Annotated in this window: 16 protein-coding genes; 7 read left to right on the top strand and 9 right to left on the bottom strand. The window is 49.1% G+C overall.

Annotated features, from left to right (window positions below):
• Positions 1 to 344 precede the first annotated feature (344 nt).
• The 5 genes from HRM2_RS13580 to HRM2_RS13560 all read right to left on the bottom strand — a co-directional run bounded on the left by HRM2_RS13580 (position 345) and on the right by HRM2_RS13560 (position 5862).
• Positions 345 to 1193, bottom strand: coding sequence for an SDR family oxidoreductase (locus tag HRM2_RS13580; protein ID WP_041273270.1), 849 nt, complete (start codon positions 1191 to 1193; stop codon positions 345 to 347).
• A gap of 23 nt (positions 1194 to 1216) precedes the next feature.
• Positions 1217 to 2548, bottom strand: coding sequence for a TRAP transporter large permease (locus tag HRM2_RS13575; RefSeq protein WP_015904596.1), 1332 nt, complete (start codon positions 2546 to 2548; stop codon positions 1217 to 1219).
• Complete coding sequence (locus HRM2_RS13570; RefSeq protein ID WP_015904595.1) at positions 2541 to 3053, bottom strand: TRAP transporter small permease subunit; 513 nt, start codon at positions 3051 to 3053, stop codon at positions 2541 to 2543. Before HRM2_RS13570 ends, HRM2_RS13575 begins: the two co-directional genes overlap by 8 nt.
• Before the next feature lie 98 nt (positions 3054 to 3151).
• On the bottom strand, positions 3152 to 4234 hold the full coding sequence (gene dctP / locus HRM2_RS13565) for a TRAP transporter substrate-binding protein DctP (protein WP_015904594.1): 1083 nt from the start codon (positions 4232 to 4234) through the stop codon (positions 3152 to 3154).
• Positions 4235 to 4449: 215 nt separating this feature from the next.
• The gene (locus tag HRM2_RS13560) at positions 4450 to 5862 is read right to left on the bottom strand and encodes a sigma-54 interaction domain-containing protein (protein WP_015904593.1); all 1413 of its coding nucleotides are present in this window, start codon (positions 5860 to 5862) and stop codon (positions 4450 to 4452) included.
• A 220-nt stretch (positions 5863 to 6082) separates the two neighbouring features.
• Between HRM2_RS13560 and HRM2_RS13555 the strand changes: the two genes are divergently transcribed.
• From HRM2_RS13555 to HRM2_RS13525, 7 genes are read left to right on the top strand one after another with little or no spacing between them, the layout of a single operon-like run.
• The gene (locus tag HRM2_RS13555) at positions 6083 to 7222 is read left to right on the top strand and encodes a M20/M25/M40 family metallo-hydrolase (RefSeq protein ID WP_015904592.1); all 1140 of its coding nucleotides are present in this window, start codon (positions 6083 to 6085) and stop codon (positions 7220 to 7222) included.
• A 4-nt stretch (positions 7223 to 7226) separates the two neighbouring features.
• Positions 7227 to 8429, top strand: coding sequence for a nickel pincer cofactor biosynthesis protein LarC (larC, locus tag HRM2_RS13550; RefSeq protein ID WP_015904591.1), 1203 nt, complete (start codon positions 7227 to 7229; stop codon positions 8427 to 8429).
• 11 nt (positions 8430 to 8440) lie between these two features.
• Positions 8441 to 8890, top strand: coding sequence for a phosphatidylglycerophosphatase A family protein (locus HRM2_RS13545; protein WP_015904590.1), 450 nt, complete (start codon positions 8441 to 8443; stop codon positions 8888 to 8890).
• A gap of 26 nt (positions 8891 to 8916) precedes the next feature.
• A complete protein-coding gene (gene recA, locus HRM2_RS13540; RefSeq protein WP_015904589.1) occupies positions 8917 to 9960 on the top strand; it encodes a recombinase RecA in 1044 nt (347 codons plus the stop codon).
• A gap of 32 nt (positions 9961 to 9992) precedes the next feature.
• Positions 9993 to 12611, top strand: a complete 2619-nt coding sequence (gene alaS, locus HRM2_RS13535) for an alanine--tRNA ligase (RefSeq protein WP_015904588.1) — start codon at positions 9993 to 9995, stop codon at positions 12609 to 12611.
• Positions 12608 to 13639, top strand: coding sequence for an ABC transporter permease subunit (locus HRM2_RS13530; RefSeq protein WP_015904587.1), 1032 nt, complete (start codon positions 12608 to 12610; stop codon positions 13637 to 13639). The genes alaS and HRM2_RS13530 overlap by 4 nt, the downstream gene beginning before the upstream one ends.
• Positions 13636 to 14679, top strand: a complete 1044-nt coding sequence (locus HRM2_RS13525; RefSeq protein ID WP_015904586.1) for an ABC transporter permease — start codon at positions 13636 to 13638, stop codon at positions 14677 to 14679. Before HRM2_RS13530 ends, HRM2_RS13525 begins: the two co-directional genes overlap by 4 nt.
• A 9-nt stretch (positions 14680 to 14688) precedes the next feature.
• Here HRM2_RS13525 and HRM2_RS13520 read toward each other — a convergent pair whose 3' ends face one another.
• The 4 genes from HRM2_RS13520 to topA form a co-directional block, all read right to left on the bottom strand.
• A complete protein-coding gene (locus HRM2_RS13520) occupies positions 14689 to 16284 on the bottom strand; it encodes an ABC-F family ATP-binding cassette domain-containing protein (RefSeq protein ID WP_015904585.1) in 1596 nt (531 codons plus the stop codon).
• Between the two features lie 150 nt (positions 16285 to 16434).
• Positions 16435 to 17076, bottom strand: coding sequence for a class I SAM-dependent methyltransferase (locus HRM2_RS13515; protein ID WP_148214626.1), 642 nt, complete (start codon positions 17074 to 17076; stop codon positions 16435 to 16437).
• A gap of 158 nt (positions 17077 to 17234) precedes the next feature.
• On the bottom strand, positions 17235 to 18485 hold the full coding sequence (locus tag HRM2_RS13510; RefSeq protein ID WP_049770450.1) for an OmpA family protein: 1251 nt from the start codon (positions 18483 to 18485) through the stop codon (positions 17235 to 17237).
• Between the two features lie 215 nt (positions 18486 to 18700).
• Positions 18701 to 20971, bottom strand: coding sequence for a type I DNA topoisomerase (topA, locus tag HRM2_RS13505; RefSeq protein ID WP_015904582.1), 2271 nt, complete (start codon positions 20969 to 20971; stop codon positions 18701 to 18703).
• Position 20972 lies beyond the last annotated feature (1 nt).

Below are 20972 nucleotides of genomic sequence, written 5' to 3'. Positions count from 1 at the left end.
AACAGAAGAAAGATTTTCGATGAATTGGGATAAAAATTAAACCATACGATCTGGGATTGCAAGTATCATCTGGCTTGGATTCCAAAATATCGGGAAAGGAAGGGGATTGAAAGGTAAGGAGAACTATTTGGCCGGATCTGTTGCGCTGCCGGGTGACTATAACCACATGCCCGGCGTCTTGCATATCTATCCAGCTGCCGCTTGCAACTTTCAGGTATCATTGTGTTGCTCCGGTGAAGGTTTTTTATAAGATAGGTGTGGCCGGAGCGGGTATGGGCTCATGGCCACACCGAAGTTTGAAATGCCTCCTGGAAGATGCTTTGGTGGGCATTTAATAAAAAAAATCAATCATTGGCATAGGTGGGTACCGTACCACCGTCAAAGAGAAGGTCTCCGCCGATAAGATAGTTTGAAAATCTTGAAAAACCAAAGACAAACAGGTTGCCGACGTCAATGGGAGACATCATCTCTTTTTTCCTTGAAAATCCCATCATGATATCGGTCACCACCTCTTGTTCTGTGATCCCGAGCTGTTGCGCCTGGGCTGCCACCTGTTTTAATGCAAGACCTGTTTTTACAAAACCTGTACTCACTGAAAATCCCCGGATTTTGCCTTTCCCTTCGGCTGAAATGGACTGGGCCAGGGCCCTGAGTCCAAATTTGGCGATGTTGTAGGACGCCTTGTTAAGGGTGCAGATATGGGCGTGGATGGAGGCCATGTTCCCGACAGCCCCTGTACCGTCACTGGTCTTTTTCATGTGGGGGATGGTTTTTTGGGCCATAAACATTGGTGCCCTGACCATGAGCCTTTGCATGTAATCATATCTTTCCATGGGAAAGTTCTCGATGGAATCAATGTGCTGAATCCCTGCTATGTTTGCCAGGTACTTGATGTTTCCCAGGGTTGCCGCCTTGGTTACAGCCGCTTCCATATCGCTGTCCCGGGTAAGGTCAGCCCTGATGAACTGCATGTTGCCACCCATTTCTTTAACGAGCTGACAGGTCTCCTCTCCATTTTCTTCCATGACATCAAGCCCCACAACCGTTAACTGGTTTGCCCCAGCGGCAATGGCGGTAGCCCTTCCGATTCCGCTGCCGACACCGGTTACAATGCAGACATTGGCTGGCTTGAAGTTGTTGTCGTTGAGGATTAATATCTCTTCTTGTTTTATTTCAGGTTCCAAGATTTCCATTTTAATCGTCCTTGTTTAAAAAATCAATTCACAATCAAAGAGGGCAGCCACAGGACCGCTTCTGGGAATACAGCACACAGGATCAGTCCAACGATCATCAGCAGAACAAAAGGTACAATACCTCGGTAAATATCCATGAGGGTGACATCCTTGGGAGCTACCCCCTTGATGTAAAAAAGAGCGTATCCAAAAGGCGGTGTCAAAAAGGATGCCTGGAGGTTCACAGCGATCATCACTACAAACCAGACCGGATTAAACCCAAGCTCTTTGGCAATGGGAAGGAACAAAGGAAAGCAGATTAACACGATTCCGATCCAGTCAATGAACATGCCAAGGATAAAGACAATGGCCATCATGACCCAGAAAACACCCCATTTGCCAAGGCCGAGTCCCAGTACGAACCTTGTCACGACCTCGCCACCGCCGATTCCGAGAAAGACACCGGTAAAACAGGTGGCACCGCATAACAAGAAGATGACCATTGTATTTATCTTGACCGTACTGATGGCAGCATTTTTGAGCACCTGCCATGAAAATTTACCATAGGCCACAACCATTAAAAAGGCAAGAAACGCCCCTACACCAGATGCCTCAGTGGGGGTTGCAATTCCGGCAAATATACTGCCAAGAACCCCGAGTACAAGAACCATTGGCGGAACCAGGGATTTCATTACCATGACAAATATCTGGGTATAGGTTACCCCTGCTAGTTCTTCTTTGCTTATGGCAGGCCCCAGTGATGGATTTAAAAGGCAGCGGATAAAAATGTAGATCAGGTAAAGTCCAGAGAGGATGACCCCGGGAAAAACAGCTCCGGCAAAGAGTTTGCCAACGGAGATGGTTGCCTGGTTTGCCATGACGACCAGCATGATGCTTGGCGGAATAAGGATGCCAAGGGTTCCGGAAGCTGAGATTGCGCCGCAGCTGAGTTCTTTTTGATAACCATAGTTGAGCATCATGGGCAATGCCAGAAGGCCCATTGTCACGACCGAAGCGCCGACAATGCCGGTGCAGGCGGCAAAAAGTGTGGACACAATAACAACGGTTAAGCCAATGCCTCCGGGCATTGGGCCTAGCAGATAGCGCATTGCCTTGAAAAGTCCGCCTGCAACCCCTGATGACTCAAGCAACTGGGCCATGAACACAAAAAGCGGTATGGCAAGGAGAACATAGTTGTCCATAACGCCCCAGATGCGATTCATGAACAGATAAAAAATGGACGGTCCCCAGCCAAGCATACCGAAAACAACCGCAAGCCCACCCAGTACAAAGGCAAGGGGGTGCCCCATGAACAAGCCGATCAAAAGGCCGGAAAACATCAGAATGGTGAGCAATTCAGGACTTATATCAATCATATTTCCAATCCTTGATGATAAAGACGCGTTTGATGACTTCACATATCCCCTGGAGAACGAGCAGAATAAAGGTGATGAGGATAACGGTTTTTATGGGGTATAGGGGGGGAGCAAAAACACTCCAGGTGTGTTCAAACATTTTCCAGGAGGTTTTTGCGAAGATAAATCCCTGCCATACACAGATGATGCAGAAGGGAAAAAAGAAAATGAGATATCCCAGGATCTCAATGGCGGCTTTTTTTTTACTGCCTAGCATATGGGTGAAGATATCCACGGATACATGGGAATTGTGAAGCAGTCCGTAACCTGCAACAGCCATAAAATGAACGGCATAGATCTGCTTTAGAACCTCAAAGCTCCATATGGTAGGCGCATCAAAAAAACGTCGCAGTATGACTTCCATTACGGTGAGCAGGACAAGGGGAACAATCAGCCAGCACAGTACGCGACCTATCCAGTCGTTGATTGAGTCGAACAGTTTGCCGGTTTTCAATAAAAATTTCATCTCAAGACCTCCGAAGGCATCCCTGGTAAAGAGGGATTACAACGCATGGTTTTTATTGTAATCCCCCTGGTGCACATTCTAAATCAATTGGGACGGGTCTATTTGTCCAGGTCAGGATAGGTCTTTGGGTTGTACCCAAACCCAAACGGTCCTTCCATTTCGCGCCATTTTGCAAATTTTTTTCTGAATTCTATCTGGGACTGCATTGATTTCTTAAACAGGGGTTCTTCCTTTGCAATTTCTTCGGTATGTTTGTTGATTAGGGACTGAACCCGTTCAAGGTCTTCGGCAGGATAGTTGTTGATTTCAATGCCCTTATCGATAAATTTGTCCGTGTATTCGATTACATCATAATACTGCTTGCTTAAAAATTCCAAGGTGGCCACCTTGGCGGCATATTGAACGGTTTGCTGGAGTTCCGGATCCAGTTCTTCCCACGCTTTTTTATTGATCATTACCCCCATGACCGAGGCAGGCTGATGCCAGCCGGGAACAGCCCAGAATTTGGTGACCTCGGCAAATCCCATTCCCCAGTCAGAAGAGGGACTGCTGAATTCACAGGCATCAATGGTACCCTTTTGCATGGCCTGGTATATTTCCTGGCCTGCCATTGCCACCTGGGCCGCTTCAAGATCCTTTAAAAGATGTCCCTGGGTCTTGCCGGACATTCGTATTTTCATTCCCTTTAGATCTGCCAGGGTTTTTATGGGTTTGTTGCTTCTGATACCACACTCCATGGGGGTTATGCCGGTGACAAGATAATACATCCCAAATTTCCCATAGGCTTCCTGGTAAATATCGAGCCCTTTGGCACTGTATATCCACAACAGATAATCCATTGGGGTCAATCCCATGGGATAGGACCCAAGGGAGTCAAACACCCTGTCTTTTCCTGCCCAGTAATTGGGCCAGTCTCCCGAGGCCTGGATAACGCCGTTGCTGACCGCGTCAAACACTTCATAGGAGGGCATGAGCGTGCCGCCTGAAAAAAATTGAATCTGTAATTTGCCTTTGCATAGATGGTTCACGGCTTTTACAAAGGCTTGATCTGCTTCAATAAGTGAAATCGACGGTGGCCAGGTGGAGGTCATCTTCCATTTGATGACCTTGGCATTTGCCGTGACCGCCAGGGAGATACCGACAACGATAATCAGGGCGAACATTAATGTGTTTCGTTTCATTCCAAAGCCTCCTTACCATTAAAAGTAAAAAACAATAGGGCCTGCAAAAAATGAATATGATATATTTATTTAGCAATCATCATACCACCACTGTTGAATTGTGAACGCTGTTATCAGATTATCTTGAAAAACAAGAGATTAGGCAAAGAAAGCGAAAAACAGACTGGTACCTCTTTGGCTGCAGGTGTTGTTTAATAGATACACCCTCCCACGGGTTAGCCCAGGGGGATGTTGTGTTTTTTAAGCTTTTTGTAAAGCAGGGTGCGATGGATGCCGAGCTTTCTGGCTGCCCTGCTCTTGTTGTTGCCAGTTTCTGCCAATGCCTGCTTCAGGGCAAGCTTTTCAGCTGTCTGCTGGAGATCATGGAGACACAATGTCGGTATTTTTTTTAGATTTTTTCCCTTTCCATGGAGGTGAGCGGGCAGGTCCTTGGCATGGATGGTATCGCCATTGAGATTGGCGACGGTTCGTTCCAGTACATTGACAAGTTCCCTGACGTTGCCCGGCCAGTGGTAACTGGACAGGCAATTTTTTGCTTTTTCTCCGAGTTTGATATTTAACCTGCCGGTTTTTGCCGCTATTTTAATGAGAAACGCTTCGGACAAAAGCAAGATGTCACAGCGTCTCTCCCGTAACGGGGGTACATGAAGGGGGATCACGTTGAGACGATAAAAGAGATCGCTTCTGAATGATTTTTCTTTGACCATGGTTTCAAGGTTTCGATTGGTGGCCGCAATGACCCTGAAATCCGATTGTATCACCTTGATTCCGCCCACCCTTTCAAATTCTCTTTCTTCAATGGCTCGCAGGATTTTGGGCTGCATCTCCAGTGCCAGATCGCCAATTTCATCCAGAAAAAGGGTCCCCCCGTCGGCAAGTTCCAACTTGCCCGGTTTTCCTTTTTTTCGGGCACCGGAAAAGGCTCCCTCATCATATCCGAAAAATTCTGATTCAAGCAAATCCTTTGGAATTGCAGCACAGTTGATTTTCACAAATGGATCCCGTTTTCTAAGGCTGTAACTGTGGATTGCCTGGGCAAACAGCTCTTTTCCCGTACCGCTTTTGCCGGTTATCAGCACTGGCAGGCTGTTGGCGGCGGCAGCTTTTGCCTGCTCCTTGAGGGTGACGAGGATATCGCTTTTACCCAGGATTGAGTCAAAGGTAAAACGGGTTGAGGAGAGGGCTAACAGTTTTCGTTCATAACATTTAACCTTTGTTTTCAGATCGTCTATCTTTTCAGCAAGTTTTGTGACGCTTTTTACATCGTCAAACATGACCCGCCCAAAAACCGCGATCACCCTGCCTGCTCTTTTTACAGGTATTCGTTCCACAACGATGGTTATGCCGTTAATTTTTTGAATCTGATTAAGTTCAGGTCTGCCTGTCCTTCCAACGATGTGCATTCTACTGTTTTCAATAACCTCGGAACAATGCCTGCCGATCTGCTGTTCAGGATCAATGTTGAGAAATCTTCCATAGGAACGGTTCAGGTAGGTGATGTATCCGTTGGGATCCGTAATGATGATGCCGTTCTGGATGCTGTCAAAAATTCGAAGATAGAGCTCAACCTGATCCTCTGGAACGGTAATCTGATTCAAAACGACCTGGGTCTGTCTTTTTTCAGTCATATCCACCCGTCAGTGTATCATTTTGTCTATATGTAGATGGGGTACTACACTTGATTAACCATCTTCCCCGGTAAAGATCAAGCAAAAAACCCGTCCAGGAACATCTGCTCTTTTTTAGGTGGAACAAAAACCATAAATTTAGTATGTATGTCAAAAAATTCGATTGATTTTGTCATCTATGGTGTGTGCAGGGTCGAACAAATATGAGAGGGGTATGGAAATGATCAATACCAAGCGGTTGAGTCAGCGTTTTGTCATGCTTGCCCAGACAGATTCTGTGTCCAGGCAGGAGGCAGCCGTTGCTGAAAAACTTGAAAAAATATTAACGGGTTTAGGTGGTGGTGTGGTTTTTGACAATGCCGGAGAACGGGTTGGCGGCGATTGCGGAAACCTGGTTGCAAAGTTCAAGGGAACGGTTGATTGTGAACCCCTTTTGCTTTCGGGCCATATGGATACAGTTGAGCCGGGCAGGGGCGTCAAGGTCATTTTTAAGGATGGCGTGTTCACAAGTGATGGAACAACTATCCTTGGTTCCGACGATAAATCTGCCCTTGCCATTATTCTTGAAGTTATGGATGTGATCCGGGAAAATAAACTGCCCCATCCCCCCATTGAAGTGGTGTTCACCATCTGTGAGGAAATAGGACTCTTGGGGGCTAAAAACCTGGATTATTCCCTGTTGGATTCAAAGATCGGTTATATCCTTGATTCAACCGATACCGACGGGGTGGTGACCCGGGCACCGGCATCCACAAGATTTACCATTAACATCCATGGACGGGCTTCCCATGCGGGGGTCGCACCTGAACTGGGAATCAATGCCATTTGTGTTGCTGCAAGGGCCATTGATTCGTTGACCCTTGGCAGAATTGACGCTGAAACCACCTGTAATATCGGCAAAATTCAGGGGGGCAAGGCAACAAACATCATTCCTGAATTTGTAAGTGTGGACGGTGAGGCAAGAAGCCATGATACCCAAAAATTGAAAACCATAACCGACACGATGATCAAGGCCTTTCACGATGCAGCCCGTGCCTTTAGACAAAAGGGGGAAACCCTTCCCCGGATCGAGGTGATGGTTGATCAGGATTATCCTGCCACCCATATTCCCGATGACCACGAAGTGGTTATGCTCGCCCGAAAGGCGGCCCAGAACCTTGGAAAAAAGATGGAACCGAAAACCATTGGTGGCGGGGCAGATGCCAACATCTTTTTCAACAAAGGGATTGTGGCAGGCGTTCTTGGTACCGGCATGACGGATGTCCATACGGTAAAGGAAAACATCAAACTTTCAGATATGGTCGACACGGCTGAAATTCTTCTTGAAATAATTGCCATCAAAGCCGGGCAAGGGATATAAATCCATGATTGCCTATTTTGATCTTATCTCAGGCATCAGCGGCGACATGACCCTGGGAGCCCTTGTTGATCTTGGGGTTCCTGTTCCCTGGCTAAAAACGAGACTGTCCGCCCTTCCCCTCAATGGTTTTGATATCAGAACCAAAGCCGTGTGGCAGAACGGCATCCGGGGAGTGGACCTCTTTGTGGATGCTGACACCCATGTCCATTCAAAGGATTATAAGGGGATCAGGCAATTGATCGCAGATGCACCGCTTTCAGACAGGGTAAAGGCCCAAAGCCTTGAAGCCTTTGAGAAAATTGGTGTTGCAGAGTCAAAAATTCATGGGGCAGACCTTGAGACGGTCCATTTCCATGAGGTGGGGGGAATAGATGCCATTGTCGATATTGTGGGGTCGTTTCTCTGTGTTGAATACCTTGAAATAAATGCGGTCCATGCATCTGTGGTTCCCCTGGGGCACGGTTGGGTTGAATGCAGCCATGGCAGTATCCCCGTTCCTGTTCCTGCAACCCTTGCCATTCTCAAGGGGGTTCCCGTTCGTGACGGCGGTGTTGAAATGGAAATGGTCACCCCCACCGGTGCCGCCATAATCACCACCCTTTGCGATTCGTTTGGCCCCATGCCCGAAATGACAATTACGGGCATTGGCTACGGTTCTGGAAAGAATCGACCCGAACCTGGATCAGGCCCTGGACTGCCCAATCTTTTGCGCGTGGTCATGGGTGCCTCAACCCCTCCTGGAAAAGAGACCGGGACCATATCCACTGAAAAGGTGGTTGTGATCGAAACCTCAACCGATGACATGAGTCCTGAGATATCCGGTTATCTCATGGAAAAACTTTTAAAAAAAGGTGCCCTTGATGTTTGCCATATTCCCGTTCAGATGAAGAAGAACCGTCCGGGAACAAGGCTTGAGGTGGTGTGCCGAAAAGATCAGGTTGATACCTTTGTGCGGTTGATTTTGAGTGAAAGTTCTTCAATAGGGGTGAGATTTCAAGAAGTTGAAAGGGCGGTTCTGGCAAGGCGTGAAATCCTTGTGAGCACTACCTTTGGAATGCTTCAGGCAAAGCAGATCACCCGACCGGACGCAAGTGTACAAATAACCCCTGAATATGAGGTGTGTCGAAAAATTGCTGATGAGCGGGGAGTCCCACTGGGGGATGTGTATGCGCAACTATTGCTTGACATGAATCCGGGCAGATTATAAAAAACAGGACTATGAATTTTAAAGATAAGTTGATCCTGGCCGCAGCCTTGGGAGGGGGGCTTGGGCGGATACCCCTGGCTCCTGGCACCTTTGGCACCCTGGCGGCAATTCCGTTTATATTTGTGTTTGAAAGACTTGCCCAGGGATGGGCAACCCTTGGGGTGGTGACCCTCATGGTTGTTTCCATCTGGATCTGTGACAGTGCCGAGGCCATGATCGGTTCAAAGGATCCAGGGTGCATTGTCCTTGACGAGGTGGCCGGTTACACGGTTGCCATGGCAGGCATGCCCGTTACCCTTTCCACCCTGGTGGCAGGATTTTTTATTTTCAGGTTTTTTGATATTGTAAAACCTGTGCCCGTTAGAAATTTTGAACGGCGTTTTGCAGGTGGTCCGGGAATTGTTCTTGATGATATTGTGGCGGGCCTCTTGAGTGCCGTTGTTTTACGAATGTTGTTTTAACCTGTGGGGTTTGGGGGATCAAATAGATGGCTGAGTTAACAGAAAAAGATAAGGCAATTCAGACGGCAATGGGCCAGATTGAGCGACAGTTCGGCAAGGGCTCGATAATGAAACTTGGCGCCAGGGAAATCCAGGCCGTGCCGATTATCAGCACAGGATCCCTGGCCCTTGACAAGGCACTTGGGGTTGGCGGTTTTCCCAGGGGCAGGGTGATTGAAATTTACGGCCCGGAATCGTCGGGAAAGACCACCCTTGCCCTCCACGCCGTTGCCGAGGCCCAGCGCCAGGGTGGAATTGCCGCATTTATCGATGCGGAACACGCCCTGGATGTGGCCTATGCCCGAAGGCTCGGGGTGAATTGTGATGAACTTCTGGTATCCCAGCCGGATACGGGAGAGCAGGCCCTTGAGATAGTGGACATGCTGGTCAGAAGCGGTGCCGTGGATATTATTATAGTGGATTCCGTTGCGGCCCTGGTACCCCGGGCCGAGATCGAGGGGGATATGGGAGACTCCCACATGGGACTCCAGGCACGCCTCATGTCCCAGGCCCTGAGAAAGCTCACGGCAACCATTGGAAAAACCCACACCACCCTGATCTTCATCAACCAGATTCGAATGAAGATTGGCGTCGTTTACGGAAATCCTGAGACCACCACCGGTGGTAATGCCCTTAAATTTTACGCCTCGGTCCGCATCGAGATTCGAAAAGCCACGGCCATCAAGGACGGTGAAAATATCCTTGGCAACAGAACCAAGGTCAAAGTGGTGAAGAACAAGCTTGCACCGCCTTTTAAGAGTATTGAATTTGACCTCATGTATGGTGAGGGTATTTCAAAGACCGGTGAGCTTCTTGACATGGGCGTAGATATGGGGATCGTTGACAAGAGTGGCGCCTGGTACTCCTATGACGGTGAGAGAATTGGCCAGGGTCGTCAGAATGCCAAGGTGTTTTTCACTGACAACCCCGAGATTTTTAATCAGATCCAGGCACGGGTCAGGGAAGCCCTTGGGCTCTCTTCCCCGACTCCCAAGGAAAATGGCAAAGAAAAAGGCAAAGCAAAGCCCTAACACAGGTTGGCAGTAACTTTTAGGAGCAGACAATGACAGGCAATGAAGCGCGCAGGCTTTTTATCGAATATTTTGAGAAACACCACCACCACCATGTGAGAAGTTCGTCCCTTGTGCCCAGCGACGACCCGACCCTTTTGTTTACCAATGCCGGCATGGTTCAGTTTAAAAGGGTCTTCACCGGAGACGAGAAAAGGGATTACAGCCTTGCCGTTACTTCCCAGAAATGCGTGCGTGCAGGCGGTAAGCACAACGACCTTGAGAATGTGGGGTATACGGCCCGGCATCACACCTTTTTTGAGATGCTCGGCAATTTTTCGTTTGGTCAATACTTCAAGGACAAGGCCATTGAATTTGCCTGGGATCTTTTGACCAACGGATACGGGTTTGATCCGGAGAAACTCTGGGTTTCGGTTTATCTTGATGATGATGAGGCCTATAACATCTGGCGGGATAAGATCGGGGTGCCAGAATCAAGGATCGTCCGGCTTGGAGAAAAGGACAATTTCTGGTCCATGGGAGACACAGGCCCCTGCGGACCGTGCAGTGAGATTCACATTGACCGGGGTGAAAAGTATGGATGCGGCAGTCCGGACTGCGCAGTCGGGTGTGAGTGCGACCGCTATCTGGAACTGTGGAATCTTGTTTTCATGCAGTTTGACCGGGATGCCACAGGCAAGATGACGCCGCTTCCAAAACCGAGCATTGACACGGGTCTTGGCCTTGAACGGGTGATCTCGGTTCTCCAGGATGTTCCCACAAACTATGAGACAGACCTTTTTCTGCCGATCATGGAGCGGGTCGAGGTCCTTTCCGGCTTGAAAAAGGATGCTTCCAGGGAAAACAGTGTTGCCATGAAGGTCATTGCCGACCATTCCAGGGCCGCAGCCTTTCTCATCTGTGACGGCATCCTTCCTTCCAACGAGGGCAGGGGGTATGTGCTCCGCCGTATCATGCGCCGGGCCATCCGGTACGGCCGAAACCTGGGACTTGTGCGTCCATTTCTCCATGAAACGGTTCAACAGGTGTTTGAGATCATGGAACAGGCCTATCCCGAACTCAAGGAATCGTCGGCCTTTATTCTCAATGTGGTAAAAAACGAAGAGGCAAAATTTTCCGAAACCCTGGACGTGGGACTGCGCCTTCTCAACGAAACCATTGAGAAGACCGAGGCATCCGGGGCAAAACAGATTGCAGGTGATGTGATCTTTAAGCTCTACGATACCTTTGGATTTCCCGTGGACATCATTAATGATGTGGTTGCAGATCGAGCGATCACCCTGGACATGGATGGCTACAACCGGGCCATGGACGATCAACGGGCAAGGTCAAAGAGTTCTAAAATCTTTGCAGGGGTGGGCGAAGCCTACAAGACGCTCACCTCCCAGGGGGTAAAGACCGAGTTTACCGGATACACCGATCTTGAAACCACATCTGAGGTCCTGCTTATCGTCAAGAATGATGTTGCTGTTACAACGGCCGGGCAGGGGGATCAGATTGAGATCGTTACCCGGGCCACCCCGTTTTATGCCGAATCAGGTGGTCAGGCAGGTGATTCAGGAGTCATCAAAACCAAGGGCTGTACCGTTGCTGTTGACAACACCCTTGCCGATCCGTCAGGTCTCAGGATTCACCATGGCAAAGTTGTTTCAGGAGCTCTGCAGACAAAGGCAAATGTGCTGATGGTTGTTGACCAGGAGCAACGGGCAGCAACAGCTATGAACCATACGGCCACCCACCTTTTGCACGCAGCCCTCCGAAAGGTGCTCGGTGACCATGTTAAACAGTCTGGATCCCTTGTGACCAAGGATCGGCTTCGGTTTGACTTTACCCATTTTGCCGCCATTACACGCCAGGAGATTGAGGCTGTAGAGTCCGAGGTGAATTTGCGCATTCGGGAAAACGTCCCGGTGGCCACCATTGAAATGGACATGGATGAGGCTGTTAAATCCGGAGCAACGGCTCTTTTTGAGGAAAAATACGGAGATCGGGTCAGGGTGGTTTCCATGGCCGGTTTCAGCAAGGAACTCTGCGGAGGGACACACACGGACCGCTCGGGCAACATCGGCCTGTTTCAGATTGTGTCTGAAGGAGGGATTGCGTCGGGCATAAGGCGCATTGAGGCCCTGACCGGTGCCCGAGCTCTGGATTATGTCCATGGCATCACTGCTGATATCCTGGAGACATCCAGGGTGCTGAAGAGTGCAAGGGGCGAGGTTGTAGAAAAGGTTAAAACACTTGTTGCCGACAAAAAGGCGGCTGACAAGGAGATTGTTTCCCTCAAGGCAAAAATTGCCTCAAAATCCGTTGAAAATATGGATGACGATATACGGGAGATTGACGGGGTACGCATCGTGTCAAAGCTGGTCCAGATCGACAATCCTTCCCAGCTGAGGGATCTTGCAGACAAGTTTAAGGCAAAGATCGGTTCGGGCGTTGTACTTCTGGGGGCTGAATCAAATGGAAAGGCACTTCTTGTCTCGGTTGTCTCCGATGACCTGACCAAGAGATTCAAGGCGGGTGCCATTGTTAAAAAAGCCGCTGCCATTGTGGGCGGCGGAGGCGGTGGCCGGCCGGATATGGCCCAGGCAGGGGGGTCAAAACCGGAGTTTCTTGAACGAGCTTTGGCATCGGTATTTGCCTCTGAATGATCGCCTATTTCATACGACGCCTGTTTCTGGTTATTCCGACCTTTATCGGCATCACCATTATGGTGTTTACCATTACCCGATTTGTGCCTGGCGGGCCCATTGAAAGAATCATTGCAGATGCAAGACAGATGCAGACCACGGACAGGGCTGGGGCTTCCGGAAACGGCGGGGCTGGGGCAGGACAGCCCCTTTCAGAAGAACAGATCGAGAAGTTGAGGGTCTACTACGGGTTTGACCGGCCTGTCCTTGAGAGCTATTTTCTCTGGCTGTCCAAGGTGCTAACAGGGGATCTGGGGCGGTCGACCCGGTACTATGATCCCGTATGGGAGATGATCAAAGAGAGAATCCCTATTTCGTTGTACTTTGGCGTGCTGACCATGGTTATTGTTTATGGGGTATGCATTCCCCTTGGCATTGCCAAGGCCGTGGGCCACAAGAGCGGGTTTGACAATTTTTCTTCGATTCTCATCTTTACCGGTTATGCCATTCCAGGATGGGTGGCAGGGGTGATGATGCTGGTGGCCTTTGCCTCTTGGATTGATATCTTCCCCCTTGGGGGGCTTGTATCCGATGGTTTTTTCGAACTGTCATTTCTGGACAAGGCGATGGATCTTTTCCGGCATACCCTGCTGCCACTGCTCGCCTATGTGCTGGGGTCGTTCACGGTTATGACCCTTTTGATGAAAAATACCCTCATGGATAACCTTTCCGCCGACTATGTGCGGACGGCAATTGCAAAGGGGATGTCATTCAAACAGGCTGTCTTCCGCCACGCCCTGCAGAACAGCCTGATTCCCATTGCTACCCATTTTGGTAACAATGTGTCGATCATCCTCACGGGTTCGTTTCTCATAGAAAAGGTGTTCAATATCAACGGCATGGGCCTTCTGGGGTACGAGTCCGTGGTGGACAGGGATTATCCCGTTGTCATGGGGATCCTTGTGATTTCTTCCCTGCTCTTCATGCTGGGCAATATTCTCTCGGATCTGTGTGTGGCCCTTGTGGATCCCCGGGTGAGGTTTAAATGATAATTTCGCCTTCCAGGAAAAAGTGGCGACGGTTTGTCTCCATCCGCAGGGGCTATGTCTCGTTTATTCTCTTGACCGTGATGGTGGTCTTTTCTCTCTTTGCCGAGCTGTTCATCAACAGCCGTGCCCTTGTGGTTTCCTATGAAGGGGAGCTTTTTTTCCCGACCTATGGCCCGATGATTTCGGGTACCGTTTTTGGGCTTGATTATGGGTATGAGACCGACTATCGAAAGCTTCAGACAGCTTTTAAGGCCCAGGAAAATGGTGAGAACTGGGTACTTATGCCCATGGTTCCCTTTAACGCCTATGAAAATGATCTTAAGGAGGGAAGCTATCCGCCGTTTCCGCCGTCTTTTGCCCAGCGTCATTTTCTAGGCACTGACAACGTGGGCCGGGACATTTTGGCAAGGCTTGTCTATGGGTTCAGGACGGCCCTTGGGTTTTCCGTGATTCTGCTCGTATTCAACTACTCTGTGGGCATTTTTCTTGGGTGTGCCATGGGTTACTTTGGCGGGAAATTCGATCTTTTTGCCCAGAGAATCCTTGAGGTGTGGAGCAACATCCCCTTTCTCTATGTGGTGATCATTGTCTCATCCATTGTCGTGCCAAGCTTTATGGTGCTGCTTCTTATCATGGCCTTTTTCGGCTGGATCCAGATGACCTGGGTGATGCGGACCATGACCTACCGGGAAAAGGAGCGTGAATATGTGCTTGCGGCCCGTTCCCTGGGAGCCTCCCATGCAAGGATCATCTTTCACCACATCATTCCCAACACCATCTCGGTCATTGTCACCTATGCGCCTTTTGCCATTTCGGGCGGTATTGTGGCCTTAACCTCCCTTGATTATCTGGGGTTTGGCCTTCCGGCGCCCACCCCCTCCTGGGGAGAGCTTCTCCAGCAGGGGTGGACCAATATGGAGGCATGGTGGATCTCAGCCTCGGTGGTGGCGGCCCTGGTCATTACCCTCATGACCGTCACCTTTACGGGTGAGGGTATAAGGGAGGCTCTGGATCCCAGGATGCACACCACCTACGAGTAAAAAAAATTATTAAACTGTTTCTTTGCTGTCCATCAACTCAAGATAGTCGTCAAATCCCATGGTTTGATCAATGACCCCCTTGGGAGTGATCTCAATGATTCTGTTGGCAATGGTTGAGATAAACTCATGGTCATGGGATGAGAAGAGCAGCACTTCCGGAAAAGCTGTAAGCCCATCGTTCAGGGCTGTTATGGATTCAAGATCCAGGTGATTGGTGGGCTGGTCAAGGACAAGGGCATTGGCGCAGGTGAGCATCATCCGTGCGAGCATGCAGCGGACCCGTTCTCCTCCAGAAAGGACAGTGGTGCTTTTCATTGATTCTTCGCCGGAAAAGAGCATCCTGCCAAGAAAGCTTCTGGAAAAGGATTCGCCTTCGGTGTGGTACTGACCGAGCCAGTCCACAAGGGTCATCTCCTGTTTGAAAAACAGGTCGTTTTCCCTGGGGAAGTCAGAGAGGGTAATGGTGGCGCCCCACCGAAAGGTGCCACTATCGGGTTCAATGGTTCCATTGAGGATTTGAAAAAGGGTGGTCTGGGCAAGGGTATCGCTGCCCACAAAGGCGATCTTATCTCCTTTGTTGACCACGAGGTTGAAATCTTTGAGCACATCCACGCCGTCAATGGTTTTTGTCATGTTCTCGATCTCAAGGATAATGTTACCGCAGGGCCGCTCGGGTTTGAAGCTGATATAGGGGTAACGTCTGGAAGAGACGGGCAGTTCTTCGATGGTGATTTTTTCCAGCAGCTTTTTTCTGGAGGTTGCCTGTTTTGACTTGGATGCATTGGAGCTGAACCGCTGGATAAAGGATTTCAACTCGCCTGCCCGGTCAAGGGCTTTTTTATTTTCATTTTGACGCTGGCGCATGACAAGTTTGCTTGCCTGACACCAGAAATCGTAATTGCCAACAAACACCCGGATCTGTCCAAAGTCGATGTCAGCTATGTGGGTGCACACCTGGTTGAGAAAGTGGCGGTCATGGGAGACGACAATGACCGTATTCTGGAATCGGAATAAAAATTCTTGAAGCCAGACGATTGATTTATGGTCCAGATGGTTGGTGGGTTCGTCAAGGAGAAGGACATCCGGGTTTCCAAATAGGGCCTGTGCCAGGAGGACCCTTACCTTGTCCGTTGCTTCAAGAGCCTTCATCTTTTTTTGACACAGGGATTCGTCAATGCCAAGGCCATGGAGCAGCACAGCAGCTTCAGATTCAGCCTCATATCCGTTCATGTCTGCAAAACGAGTCTCAAGATCAGCCGAAAGGATACCGTCCTCTTCAGTAAAATCTGGCTTTGCATAGATGGCGTCCCGCTCGATCATCACCTGAAAAAGATCTGGATAACCCATGATCACAGTTGCAATGACGGTTTCTTCATCAAAGGCAAAGTGATCCTGCTTAAGGACGGCAATCCGTTCAGTGGGGCCAACGCTTACCCCGCCCTGGTCAGGATCAATCTCTCCTGCGAGAATTTTCAGAAAGGTGGATTTTCCAGCTCCATTGGCCCCGATCAGGCCGTAGCAGTTTTGCGGGGAGAACTTGATGCTGACTTCTTTAAACAGAACCCTTTTTCCGTAGGCAAGGGTCAGGTTGGACGTGGTGATCATAAAAGATTCCTCTATAAACCGGCATGGCCAAAGCAGGGTATCGGCTCTGGCCACAACGAATGGTAAAACTGCGCTGATGGTTATTCATCAGCAAGCGTTTCATATGAAAAAATAGGGCGGGCACCTCTGTGAAAGTATCCCCCCGTGAATTCAGGTGAGTTTGAACAAAATGATCGGGATTTCCTTGCCATTGGATTTCATGGTTTGTTTTTTTATGGCAAGAGTGTAGTGGTTTTCCATGTGCTTGACAAATGCCATGGTGGTTTTTCTCATTCCTTCTGCCAGGATAATGGTGCCCCCGGGTTTGAGGTAGCGCTGGAAAAGCTGGTGAAGCCCCAGGATGTCCTTTTCCTTGAATACAACTTCAGAACCGATGATATAGTCAAACTTTCCCTCGATCAGGGGGTTGTTCCAGTCAAGTTCACGGATGTCCACGGTGTCAATATTGTTGAGAACGGCATTGGCCCGTGCGAATTTAATGGCATCTGTGTTGTATTCGGTGATGGTCATGCTGTGGCCGAGTTTTGCACCCACAAGACCTGCCACACCCATGCCGGCACCAATTTCAAGAAAGCGTTTGCCGGGATCAGGTGTAATGGTGGAGAGGTGAAACGACAGAACTGCAGTGGCCTCCCAGATTTTGCTCCACAGGGGAAAGTTTGTGAACAGGTCGTCCTGGTTGATGAAAGGGTCTATCTTTTTTGGAACAAAAAAATCAAATGAAAGGCCTGCCACTTGGTAGCGGGTTTCTTCCACATTGTACTCTTCTCGGAATCTTTCAAGGGAAAACATGCTGTCCGTATACATCCTTTTTTCAACATTGATTAATATAAGTCGAAGGATATTATCAGACTTTTTGCCAGGAGGCAAGGATTTCTCGGGGAAGTGGTGGGGAAGTCTGGGTCAATCCTGCACCCTTGGGGGTGCAGGACTGACCACAATGTGTTCTGTTACTGAATGGGAAGAAGTTCTACGCGCCGGTTTTTGGCACGGCCTTCCTTGGTCTTATTGGTGTCAACGGGTCTTGAGAAACCAAAACCCTCGGTTTTGAGTCTTTCGCTTGGAACGCCCTTGGATACAAGGTAGGTCTTTACGGCAGCGGAACGTTTCAGGGAAAGTTTCATGTTAAAATTTTTGGAGCCGATGTTGTCCGTATGGCCTTGGAGATCAATCTTCAATGCAGGATTCTTTTTAAGAATCATAGCCACATTGTCCAGCTCGTCAAAAGAGGTGGGTTTGATGTCTGCCTTGTTGTAGTCAAAGAGCAGTTCAGCAAGAATCCAGCAGCCAAGGTCGTTTACATTTGCACCTAAAGGTGTTCCCGGGCACTGGTCCTTGTAATCGTAAACGCCGTCTTTGTCTGAGTCAAAGGGACATCCTGAAGCATCAACGCTAACGCCATGGGGTGTGTCAGGGCATTTGTCCAATGCATCAATAACGCCGTCACCGTCGCTGTCCATGGGAGCTGCAACAACGGGTTTTACCATCTTCTTATCTAAAAAGACTTTTTCAACAAAGGCGGCCATGGCAGGTGCGGTCATGAGGTCGTCGGCATTTGATGAGAAACCGCAGGTGCTGACATTGGAAATATTATCCAGCAGGGCTGCACCACCAGCGTCATTGCCCACAAGAACCGTATAGATGCACAGTGATGAACCAAATTTATCCTTGAGCTGTGTGGCGGCATCAATGGATTTTGGTGAAATGTTTTTACCATCGCTGACGACGATTACAGCTGTCTTTGTTAGAACGCCGTCAAGATCCATTGCTGCGGTATTAAGGGCCAGAGGCAGTGCACTGGTTCCGCCGGGTGCGGCGACACGATCAAATTCGGCAGCAAAACCGGCAGTGGTGTAAGGTTTCATTCCATCTGTATTCAGGGTTGGTTTTCTGGAGATCGAAGGGTCATGGCCAAAGGAGATTAAACCTGCATTCTGGCCCATCTCTGGAAGGACCTGGTTCATGCGGTCAACAAATGCCTTGGCAACGGTGAATTTTTCCTGACCATTGCTAAATTCTTCCATGGAGCTTGATGCATCAAAAATTACGATAAAATTATCAACAGAAGGTGCATATGCTTGTGAGTCAAAGGGCTGGGGTTGAAATACAGGCAAGGGGGTTACAGGCCCCTTTGCGGCACATGCCGTAAATAGAAAAAACATTGAGACAACGAGAAGAGACTTTAAAACAGATTTTTTCACAATTTTTCTCCTTATTTTTGTGGTGGCAAATCTACGATAATAGGTTTTATCCTTTGGGGATGAGCATTTTGTACGAACCAATCTATATATTATCGGGCTGTCTGTCAAGTGGTTATGCAAAAGTTCCATGGCAAAAAAAATAAAAAAAGTCGTTCGGGAGAATATACCATTTTCCCCCGGTAATTTGTTTTTCCTTGGGGAATTCCCCAGGGCGGTTAATCGTCTAAACTTTCCTTGTATGTACACTCTTTGTTCGGGCATTTCAAAAACTTACCCTCTTTTTTAGTCTGTTTCTCAATAAGATACGAAGAATTGCACTTGGGACAGGGTTTGTTGACAACAGGATCCCAGGAGGCAAAGGTACATTCGGGATATTTGTTGCAGCCAAAAAAAGTTTTTCCACGGCGGGAGCGCTTTTCAACAATGACCCCGTTGCACAGAGGTTCCGGGCATTTAGCACCCGTTTCCCTGCCACCTGCGTCACCGTTGACGGATTCAGTGTGTTTGCATTCAGGGTATCCGGTGCAGGCAAGAAATTCGCCAAATCGGCCTTCTTTTTTGACCATTGGACTACCGCACTTGATGCAGTCTTTTACCTTTGTGTTGTCGGTTTTGGTTTCAAGGATTTGAATGGCTCCCTTTTCGTCCCTGGTGTAGTTACTTGAGAAACTGCATTCGGGGTAGCCTGTGCAGGCGATAAAATGGCCGTTTCGTCCCATTTTGATATTCAAAGGTTTGCCGCACAGGGGGCATGACAGGCCCGTAGGAATGCCCACGCCTTTGACACTGAGCATGTTTTCCTTGGCATGGTCAAGCTTTTCCTTAAAAGTAGAGTAAAAGGCTTTGAGGACACCCAACGAATGTTTGGTTCCGCTTTCGATTTCGTCCAGGTCGTTTTCCATGCGTGCTGTAAAGTCCGTATCAAGGATTTCAGGAAAGGATGTCATCAACAGATCGTTGACGATGAATCCAAGCTCGCTCGGCACGAAATAACGGTTGATGAGTTCCACATACCCCTTGTCCCGGATGATTGAAAGAATGGACGCATAGGTGCTTGGCCGTCCAATGCCGTTTTCTTCGAGCTCTTTGACAAGGGATGCCTCAGAAAATCGTGGTGGCGGCTTGGTAAAGTGCTGTTTTGGAATAATGGCTTTTCTTTCAAGCCCCATGCCCTGCTCAATTATGGGCAGTTTTTGCTTGGCTTTGTCCGCCTTTTCATCAATAGCGGCATAGAGGGCCATGAAACCCGGAAATTTTACCGTTGTTCCGCCAACGGTAAAGGTGTAATTCAGCGCCTGGATGGAGATGGTGTTCTGATCAATGATGGCCTGGGCCATCTGGGAAGCGACAAAACGATTCCAGATGAGCTCGTAGAGCTTGAACTGATCCTCGCCAAGAAAAGATTTCAGCCGTTCCGGTGTGTTGAGGACCGAAGTTGGCCTGATGGCCTCATGGGCATCCTGGGCCTTGTTTTTATTTTTGAAAAAACGCGGTGTTGCCAGGGCGTATTCCGGTCCAAACGTCTGCCTGATATGCTCGAGTGCCTCCTGGGCCGCTTCATCGGCAATTCGTATGGAGTCAGTACGCATGTAGGTAATCAAACCCTCAGGGCCGCCCGTGCCTATTTCAATGCCTTCATAGAGTTGCTGGGCTACCAGCATGGTTTTTTTTGCCGTAAATCTCAGCCGGTTGATGGCATCCTGCTGGAGTTTACTTGTAATGAACGGGGGCAGGGGATTTCGCTTGATTGTTCTACTGACGATTTTTTCAACAACAAACGCTGCATTTTCAAGTTCTCCGACGATCTTTTCGGCAGTCTGCTGGTCGGGAATAACGGCCTTTTTGTTGTCAATCCTGGCAAGGGCCGCAGTAAAAGTTGGCGGAAGGTCCGTGGCAAGATCGGCAGTGATGGTCCAGTACTCCTCGGGTTCAAAGGCCCGGATAATCCTTTCCCGGTCGCATATGATCCTGACTGCAACGGACTGGACCCTCCCTGCACTTAATCCACCCTGGACCCTTCTCCACAAAAGAGGGGAGATCTGGTAGCCCACGAGTCGATCCAGAGATCTCCTTGTCTGTTGGGCTTCGTAACGGTCATGGTTAAGGTCGAGGGGATTTTCAAGGGCTTCGCTTATTCCTTTCTGGGTTAGTTCATGGAACAGAACCCGGTAGAAAGTTCTGCCCTTTTTCTTTAAAACCTCGGCGGCATGGAATGCAATGGCTTCACCTTCACGGTCAGGGTCAGGGGCAAGATAGACAGTGTCTGTGTCTCCTGCCGCACTCTTCATGGCCTGAATCACCTTGGTCTTTCCCTGAATGGTGATGTACTTGGGCTTGAAGTCGTCCTCAATATCTATGCCAAGCTCCTTTGGCGGAAGATCCCTGATGTGACCGACGGTTGCCGTCACATTGTAATCTTTGCCAACGTATTTCTTAAGGGTTTTCACCTTGGTGGGTGACTCGACAATGAGCAGGGGTTTTTTCACG

The sequence above is a fragment of the Desulforapulum autotrophicum HRM2 genome, from assembly GCF_000020365.1.
Taxonomy (GTDB): domain Bacteria; phylum Desulfobacterota; class Desulfobacteria; order Desulfobacterales; family Desulfobacteraceae; genus Desulforapulum; species Desulforapulum autotrophicum.
The sequence above is the reverse complement of the archived record's forward strand: the minus strand, read 5'-3'. Positions and strand labels throughout refer to the sequence as shown.